This is a genomic window from Noviherbaspirillum sp. (genome assembly GCF_036846085.1).
Lineage (GTDB): Bacteria > Pseudomonadota > Gammaproteobacteria > Burkholderiales > Burkholderiaceae_D > Noviherbaspirillum.
The window spans coordinates 1-6,625 of the sequence record NZ_DAIUCO010000277.1; the positions used below are offsets into that span (position 1 = coordinate 1).

6 protein-coding genes are annotated in these 6,625 nt (G+C 60.9%); 3 read left to right on the top strand and 3 right to left on the bottom strand.

The genetic code is table 11. The features are described 5' to 3' along the window. Positions 1-2,911 (bottom strand): sensor domain-containing protein (locus V7080_RS22255; protein WP_334190573.1); only part of this gene is annotated, 2,911 nt, incomplete at its 3' end. A gap of 349 nt (positions 2,912-3,260) precedes the next feature. On the opposite strand from V7080_RS22255, the gene V7080_RS22260 reads away from it, so the two are divergent. Then, positions 3,261-4,298 (top strand): GGDEF domain-containing protein, encoded by a 1,038-nt coding sequence (locus V7080_RS22260; RefSeq protein WP_334190577.1) that lies wholly within the window; start codon positions 3,261-3,263, stop codon positions 4,296-4,298. A gap of 24 nt (positions 4,299-4,322) precedes the next feature. Here V7080_RS22260 and V7080_RS22265 read toward each other — a convergent pair whose 3' ends face one another. Beyond that, on the bottom strand, positions 4,323-4,952 hold the full coding sequence (locus V7080_RS22265; RefSeq protein ID WP_334190574.1) for a LysE family translocator: 630 nt from the start codon (positions 4,950-4,952) through the stop codon (positions 4,323-4,325). 24 nt (positions 4,953-4,976) lie between these two features. Further along, on the bottom strand, positions 4,977-5,384 hold the full coding sequence (locus V7080_RS22270; RefSeq protein ID WP_334190575.1) for a GNAT family N-acetyltransferase: 408 nt from the start codon (positions 5,382-5,384) through the stop codon (positions 4,977-4,979). 134 nt (positions 5,385-5,518) lie between these two features. Between V7080_RS22270 and V7080_RS22275 the strand changes: the two genes are divergently transcribed. Together V7080_RS22275 and V7080_RS22280 are read left to right on the top strand one after the other, a co-directional pair. After that, positions 5,519-5,965, top strand: a complete 447-nt coding sequence (locus tag V7080_RS22275; RefSeq protein WP_326858914.1) for an Lrp/AsnC family transcriptional regulator — start codon at positions 5,519-5,521, stop codon at positions 5,963-5,965. Positions 5,966-6,056: 91 nt separating this feature from the next. Next, on the top strand, positions 6,057-6,625 hold a 569-nt coding region (locus V7080_RS22280), incomplete at its 3' end, for a cobalamin B12-binding domain-containing protein (RefSeq protein WP_334190576.1).

Below are 6,625 nucleotides of genomic sequence, written 5' to 3' on the forward strand. Positions count from 1 at the left end.
AATCCTTAAACACCACCCCCTCCCCCAATGACGGCGGCCGGTTGATCCGCGACCAATGCCCGCTCAACATGATCTCCTCGAACTTCTCCGCCGGCACCGGCGGGCTGAAGATGAATCCCTGCGCACTGGTGCAGTCGCGCGCCTTCAGGTAAGCGAGCTGTTCGGCGGTCTCCACGCCGCCCGCGGACACGCCGATACCCAGGTTGTGCGCCAAACTGATGATGGCGGACGTGATGGCCGAATCCTTCCGCCGGTGCGGCAAATGCTGCACGAATGCCTTGTCGATCTTCAGGCCGTCGACCTCGAATTCCTTCAGGTCGATCAGCGCGTTGCTGCCGGTGCCGTAATTGTCGATGGTGACGCGCACACCGAGCGCGCGCAATTCGGTCAGCTGGCGCTTGACCTCGGGGTGCTTGGTCAGCATCGATTCGGTGATTTCGATTTCCAGGTAGTGCGATGCCAATCCGGTTTCCTCCAGGATCGGGCCGATCATCCCGACGAACTGCGGATTGCTGAACTGGCGCGCCGAACAGTTGACCGATATCCGGAGGTCTGGCATGCCCTGCTCCTGCCATTGCTTCACCTGGCTGCAGGCCTCGCGCAGCGCCCAATCGCCGATGTCCACGATCAGGCCGGTTTCTTCCGCGATTGCCAGGAAGTCGTTCGGCAGCACCAGGTCGAGTTCGGTCGCCTGCCAGCGCAGCAGCGCTTCCACCGTCGAGATGGTCCAGTTGTTCAGATCGATCTGCGGCTGGTAGTACAGCTCGAATTCCTTGTTCTTCAATGCATTGCGCAGCGCCAGCTCCCGATCCTTCTTCCAGTTGCGCTCCATGTGGATATCGGCGGTATAGACCTGGTAGGTGCCGCGGCCGGCGCTTTTTGCCCGGTACAGCGCCAGGTCGGATTTCTTCAGCAGTTCGACCGAGCTCCTCGCATCGGTCGGGTAGGTGCTGATGCCGACGCTGGTGCCGCCGATGACCTCATTGCCGTCGAGGTAATACGGTCGGCCGAGTTCGATGATGATCTTTCGCGCGAGGGTTTCCGCCGCCTCCGGCTGCGATACGTCGGTCTGGATCAGGACGAATTCATCGCCGCCCAGACGCGCGACGAAATCCGTCTCGCGCAGCGAGGACAGGATGCGCGTGGCCACCTCTTTAAGCAGCAGATCGCCGACATGATGGCCGAACGTATCGTTGACATGCTTGAAGCGGTCCAGGTCGAGCAGCAGCACCGACAGCGGCGCCTTGGTGCGCTCCGACATCGCGATGGCCTGGTGCAGCCGGCTGCTGAAGCTGACGCGATTGGGAAGACCGGTCAGCACATCATGGTTGGCGAGGAACTGTGTCTGTTCTTCGGCCAGCCGGTGTGCGGTCTGGTCGCGCATGATCTTGACGAAACCGCGCAGGCTGCCGTCCTCGTTGCGGATGGGCGTCACGACGCCGACAGCCCAGAAGCGGGTGCCGTCCCGGCGCAGATGCCAGCGGTCATCCTCGGAACGCCCCACCGCCTCCGCCTCGACCAGCTCCCGCAACGGCTCGCCCATGCCGCGGTCTTCCGGCGTGAACAGGTCCGACACCGGCTTGCCGACCGCCTCCTCCGTCGACAGGCCGAGCACTTTTTCGGCCCCGGAGTTCCAGCTGATGATGGTGCCGTGCGGGTCCATCATCATGATGGCGTACTCGGTCGATGCCTCGACCAGCAATTGGTAGTTCTCCTGCGCCTGGCGCAAGGCCTTTTCCGTCTGGATGCGCTGGGTAATGTCGGCATTGGTTTCCAGGTAGCGCAACGGGCGCCCGTCCTGCAATTCCAGCGACCACTGGCTGAACACCACGAGCTCCCGCCCATCCTTGGCGACATGGACAAGTTCGCCCTCCCAGTACTGGGTCTCCTGCATTGCCTTTTCGATTTCTTCCAGCGGCTGGGGATACCGGGTCTGCAGCAGTTCATGGCTGACGCGGCCGATCGCCTCCTCCTTGGTGAATTTGTAAAGCCGCTCGGCGCTGCGGTTCCAGTAGGTGACGACGTGGTCGGGTGAACGGACCAGGATCGCATCATGCGACAGGTCGAGCAGGCTGGCCTGTTCCTGCAGCAGGCGCGCCTGCTGCGCGAGCGCTTCTTCGCGCTGTCTCAATTCCGATATATCGTGGAATACGGCCACGGCGCCGATCAGCGTGCCGTTGCCGTCCACCATCGGCCGCGCGTTGGCGCTGATCCAGCGGCCTTCGATTCCTTCCGGATGACAGCTGTAGGCAATCAGGCCGTTGACATGCTCGCCCCGGAGGGCGCGGGCCAGCGGCCGGTCCGCCGGCACGTACGGCGTCTTGCCGTCAGGCTGGCACAGCGTGTAGGCGAGATAGGTTTGCTTCGTTTCGTCATCGACCGGACCGGCGTGCAGCAGGCGCTGTCCGGCGGCATTCATCACGATGATGCGTCCCGTTACGTCAGCCACCACCACCGCGTCGGCCATGCTGTCGAGAATCGACTGCGTGATGTGTTCCTGGGCACGGACTTCGTTTTCCAGTTGCTTGCGGTCGGATATATCGCGCAGCGACGCGGAAAAGATCATGCGGCCGGCGGACGGAATCGGCGTGATGCTCAGTTCGACCGGAATCTCGCTGCCATCCTTGCGGCGGGCCGACAGCTCGGCCCGTCTGCCGAACATGGTCGTTTCGCCGGTGTTGAGAAAATGCGCCATTCCCGTCAGATGGGCGGCGTGATGGCGCTCCGGGATGATGGTGTCGATGAGGCGCAGGCTGCACGCCTCCTGCCGCGTCCAGCCGAAGGTTCTTTCCGCCTGCAGGCTCCACTCCACGATCCGGCTTTCTTCGTCAATGGCGATAAACGAATCCAGTGCATTGTCGATGATGAGGCGGTAAAGCTGGTCCGATTCGTCGGGCCGAGGTGGGCTCATGTTGGATGATTTGATGCCGAAAAGTACATGACGGTCTGACAGCACAAGTTGGCGGTGGTTCTGGATACCGTCAATGCATAAAGAATGCCTGCCTTCCGCCTACAGATTCCGTCTGACATGCCAATGGCAAAAAAGCGACAGCATGTCAATTGCCGATTCATTCAGGATAGAATGATTGCCATTGGTTATCACCGTCGTAAAAAGGAGATCCACTTGCGCTGCATTGCAGCAAAGTGATGATCATTACCCGAATTCCAACCGTCTTACTATCGTCACGCCATGACTATCCGGCACTGCCTGTCCGCCTGCAAACCTCTGGTTGACTGACGATTCATTCGGGATGCCGATGATGGAAGCGCTTCTCAAACATTTGATCGACATTACCTGTCAGCGCGATCACACGCTGCTCGACAGTTCGGTCGTTTCAGCGCTGCATGATCTGGTTGGGGCGGATCAGGTCCGGGTGCACGAACTGTTCCGGTTCCGGGACCAGATGTTCATCCGCCCGAAAACCTGGATCGAAAACGGCAAGGCCGTTGCGGCGGAAGACTGCATGAGCGCCGACCAATACAAGGGCGAACCGATCAGCAACTATCCTGCCCTCCTCGATGCCATCCAGAAACAGCAGGAATGCGTCAACCATGTCACGCCCGGCGTCGGTCATACACTGTGGATGCCGATCTGGCTCCAGGACAAGGTCAATACCTGCATCGAAATCGTCAATCCGACACCATATTCGGAAAGCACGATGCACGTGATGGAAGGCATCCTGAGCGTCTACCGCAACTACCAGAACATTCTCGACTACAGCGAACGCGACTCCCTCACCGGCCTGCTGAACCGGAAGACCTTCGACGAAAAATTTTCCCGCATGCTGGCGGCGAGCATTGCCGATGTGTCGCCACAGAACCAGGATGAGCGGCGACAGGTCGGCGTCGAAAAGGGCCAGTGGCTGGCGGTCGTGGATATCGATCACTTCAAGCGGGTGAACGACCAGTTCGGCCACCTGTATGGCGACGAGGTGCTGATTCTGGTCGCCAACCTGTTGCGCGCGTCCTTCCGCTCGCAGGACCGGGTGTTCCGCTTCGGCGGCGAAGAATTCGTCGTGCTGCTGCGGTCCACCACGCTGGAAGAGGCGCATCGGATTTTCGAACGCTTCCGCCGCAACGTCGAGAAACATGAGTTCCCGCAGGTCGGGCAGGTCACCGCCAGCCTGGGTTTCGCCGCCATCACCCAGGAATCGCCGGTGGTGATTCTCGGCCATGCCGACCAAGCGCTCTATTACGCGAAAGAAAACGGCCGCAACCGCGTCTGCCACTACGACGAACTGGTCAGCAGCGGCCTGTTGCGCTCGGAAGTGTCGAACGACACCGTTGAATTCTTCTGAGAACGGTTCATCCTCCCGTTATTCTTATAAAGCACGCTTGACGCCGGCCATCAACGCGCCGGCAATCATCAACAGTCCCCCGGCGGCCCGGTTGCTCACGGTGACGAATCTTTCATTCGCCGTGAAGCGCCGCGACTTGCTGCCCAGCCATGCGTACAGCGTATAGGCGGCAGCGTCGAGCGCGATGCAGGTGGCGCCGAACACCAGCAATTGCATGCCGACCGGCCGGGTCGGATCGATGAACTGCGGCAGCAGCGCGACGAAGTACAACAGCGCCTTCGGATTCGACAATTCCACCACCACCGCCTGCCAGAATGCGCGCAACCCGCCGACTGCCTGCCCCGGATCGGCGCTGACAGTCAGGGCGCTCGCCTTGTTGCGGATGGCGGAGATGCCGAGGTAGAACAGGTAGGCGACGCCCACCCATTTCACAACCGAAAACAGGGTATTGCTGGCGACGACCAGCGCCGCGATGCCGGTGGCGGACAAGGCGAAGTAAATTGCATTGCCGACCGCAATCCCTGCAATCGCCCAGTAGGAACGGCGCAGTCCGTTGGACATGGCCTGCGCAACCACCAGGAGCGCCGCCGGGCCGGGCGTCAGGCAGACCACCCCGGTGGTAACGACGAAAAGCAGATAGGTTTCCCAGCTCATTGTTTTCCCCTTGATTTACATTGTTCAATGCTCGGTACCGGCATAGATCCACATCGCCTGAGTCCGGCCCGCAGGCTGAAAGCCTATGGATCGATAGAATTCGATAGCTTCGCCGTCCGCCACCAGGATTTGCTGATGAAGGCCGGCATACTTCATGTGCAAGGCCTCCATCATCCGCCTGCCTATTCCCCGCCGCTGTAACTCGGGATGCACCAGCAGGTGCGGGTAATAAACGACCAGGTGGCCGTCCGAAATGGCGTTTCCCAGGCCGATCAGCCGTCCCGCACTGCGCGCCGTAACCAGGGAATGCGAATTCGACAAGGCCGCCATCAATTGGGCCGGCTTCCCGGCAGACGACCAGCGATGCGCCCGGTAAAGCGCCAGCACTTCACGTTCTTCCACGCTGTCATCAAGACTGATGCCGATATCCATCCGCCGTTATTCCTGAAAGATTTACCTGTTCACCTGAGTCATAGCTTATGCGCCGCGGCCGCTGGACTGAATGGACAATAAAAGGCAATATCGGCTTCCCACCTTTGTTTTTATCGAAATTGGACGGTTCCGCCATGAAAATCGAACTCGATGCGATGGATGCCCGAATCCTCGACATCCTGCAGTCCGACGCCCGCACCACGATGGCGGAGATCGGCCGGCGGGTGCACATGAGCCAGCCGGCGGTCGCCGAACGCGTCCGGCGGATGGAAGCCGCCGGCGTAATCGCCGGCTACCACGCGCAGGTGAATCCGGCGGCGCTCGGCTACGGCATTACCGCCTTCATCCGGGTGTCCAAGCGCAGCCACCAGACACCGGTGGAGGTAGTGGCGGCGGAATTGCCGGAAATCGTCGAATGCCATTCGATCACCGGCGATGACTGCAGCATTGTCAAGGTGATCGCGCCATCAGTGGCGGAACTGGAAAAGGTCATCGTGGCGCTGACCCGCTGCGGCGTCACCTCCACATCGCTGATCCTGTCGTCGTTCATCGAACGCAAGGCCATCAAGCCGGCGGGCTGACGCGGCGCAAACCGGCGGGCTGCGGCGGTCGCTTGACGTTAACGTTAACGTAAGCTACCGTAACGACCGTCCCTCCTTCCCGGATCCCGCCATGACCGACCTTTCCATTGCGCAAAAACTGACCGAGTACAAGCCTGTCAACAAGGTCCGTTTCGTTACCGCCGCCTCGCTGTTCGACGGCCACGACGCCTCCATCAACATCATGCGGCGCATCCTGATGGCCAACGGCGCCGAAGTGATCCACCTCGGCCACAACCGTTCGGTTGACGAGATCGTGACGGCGGCACTGCAGGAAGATGCGCACGGCATCGCGATTTCCAGTTACCAGGGCGGGCACGTCGAATACTTCAAGTACATGATCGACCTGCTGAAGCAGCGCGGCGGCGAACACATCAAGGTGTTCGGCGGCGGCGGCGGCGTGATCGTGCCTTCCGAGATCGCCGAACTGCACGCCTACGGCGTCTCCCGCATCTTCAGTCCGGAAGACGGCCAGCGGATGGGACTGGTGGGCATGATCCTGTCGATGATCCAGGCCTGCGATATCGATCTTTCGGCGACGGCGCCGACCGGCCTGGCACAACTTACCGATGGCGACTTCAGCCGGCGCCAGCGGCCGCTGGCGCAATTGATCACCGCATTGGAAAGCGGCACGGTGTCCGC

Bases quoted from the DNA above. Each gene is read 5' to 3' on its own strand.
- V7080_RS22260 (WP_334190577.1), top strand. From the start codon at position 3,261: ATGGAAGCGCTTCTCAAACATTTGATCGACATTACCTGTCAGCGCGAT.
- V7080_RS22270 (WP_334190575.1), bottom strand. From the start codon at position 5,384: ATGGATATCGGCATCAGTCTTGATGACAGCGTGGAAGAACGTGAAGTG.
- V7080_RS22275 (WP_326858914.1), top strand. From the start codon at position 5,519: ATGAAAATCGAACTCGATGCGATGGATGCCCGAATCCTCGACATCCTG.
- V7080_RS22265 (WP_334190574.1), bottom strand. From the start codon at position 4,952: ATGAGCTGGGAAACCTATCTGCTTTTCGTCGTTACCACCGGGGTGGTC.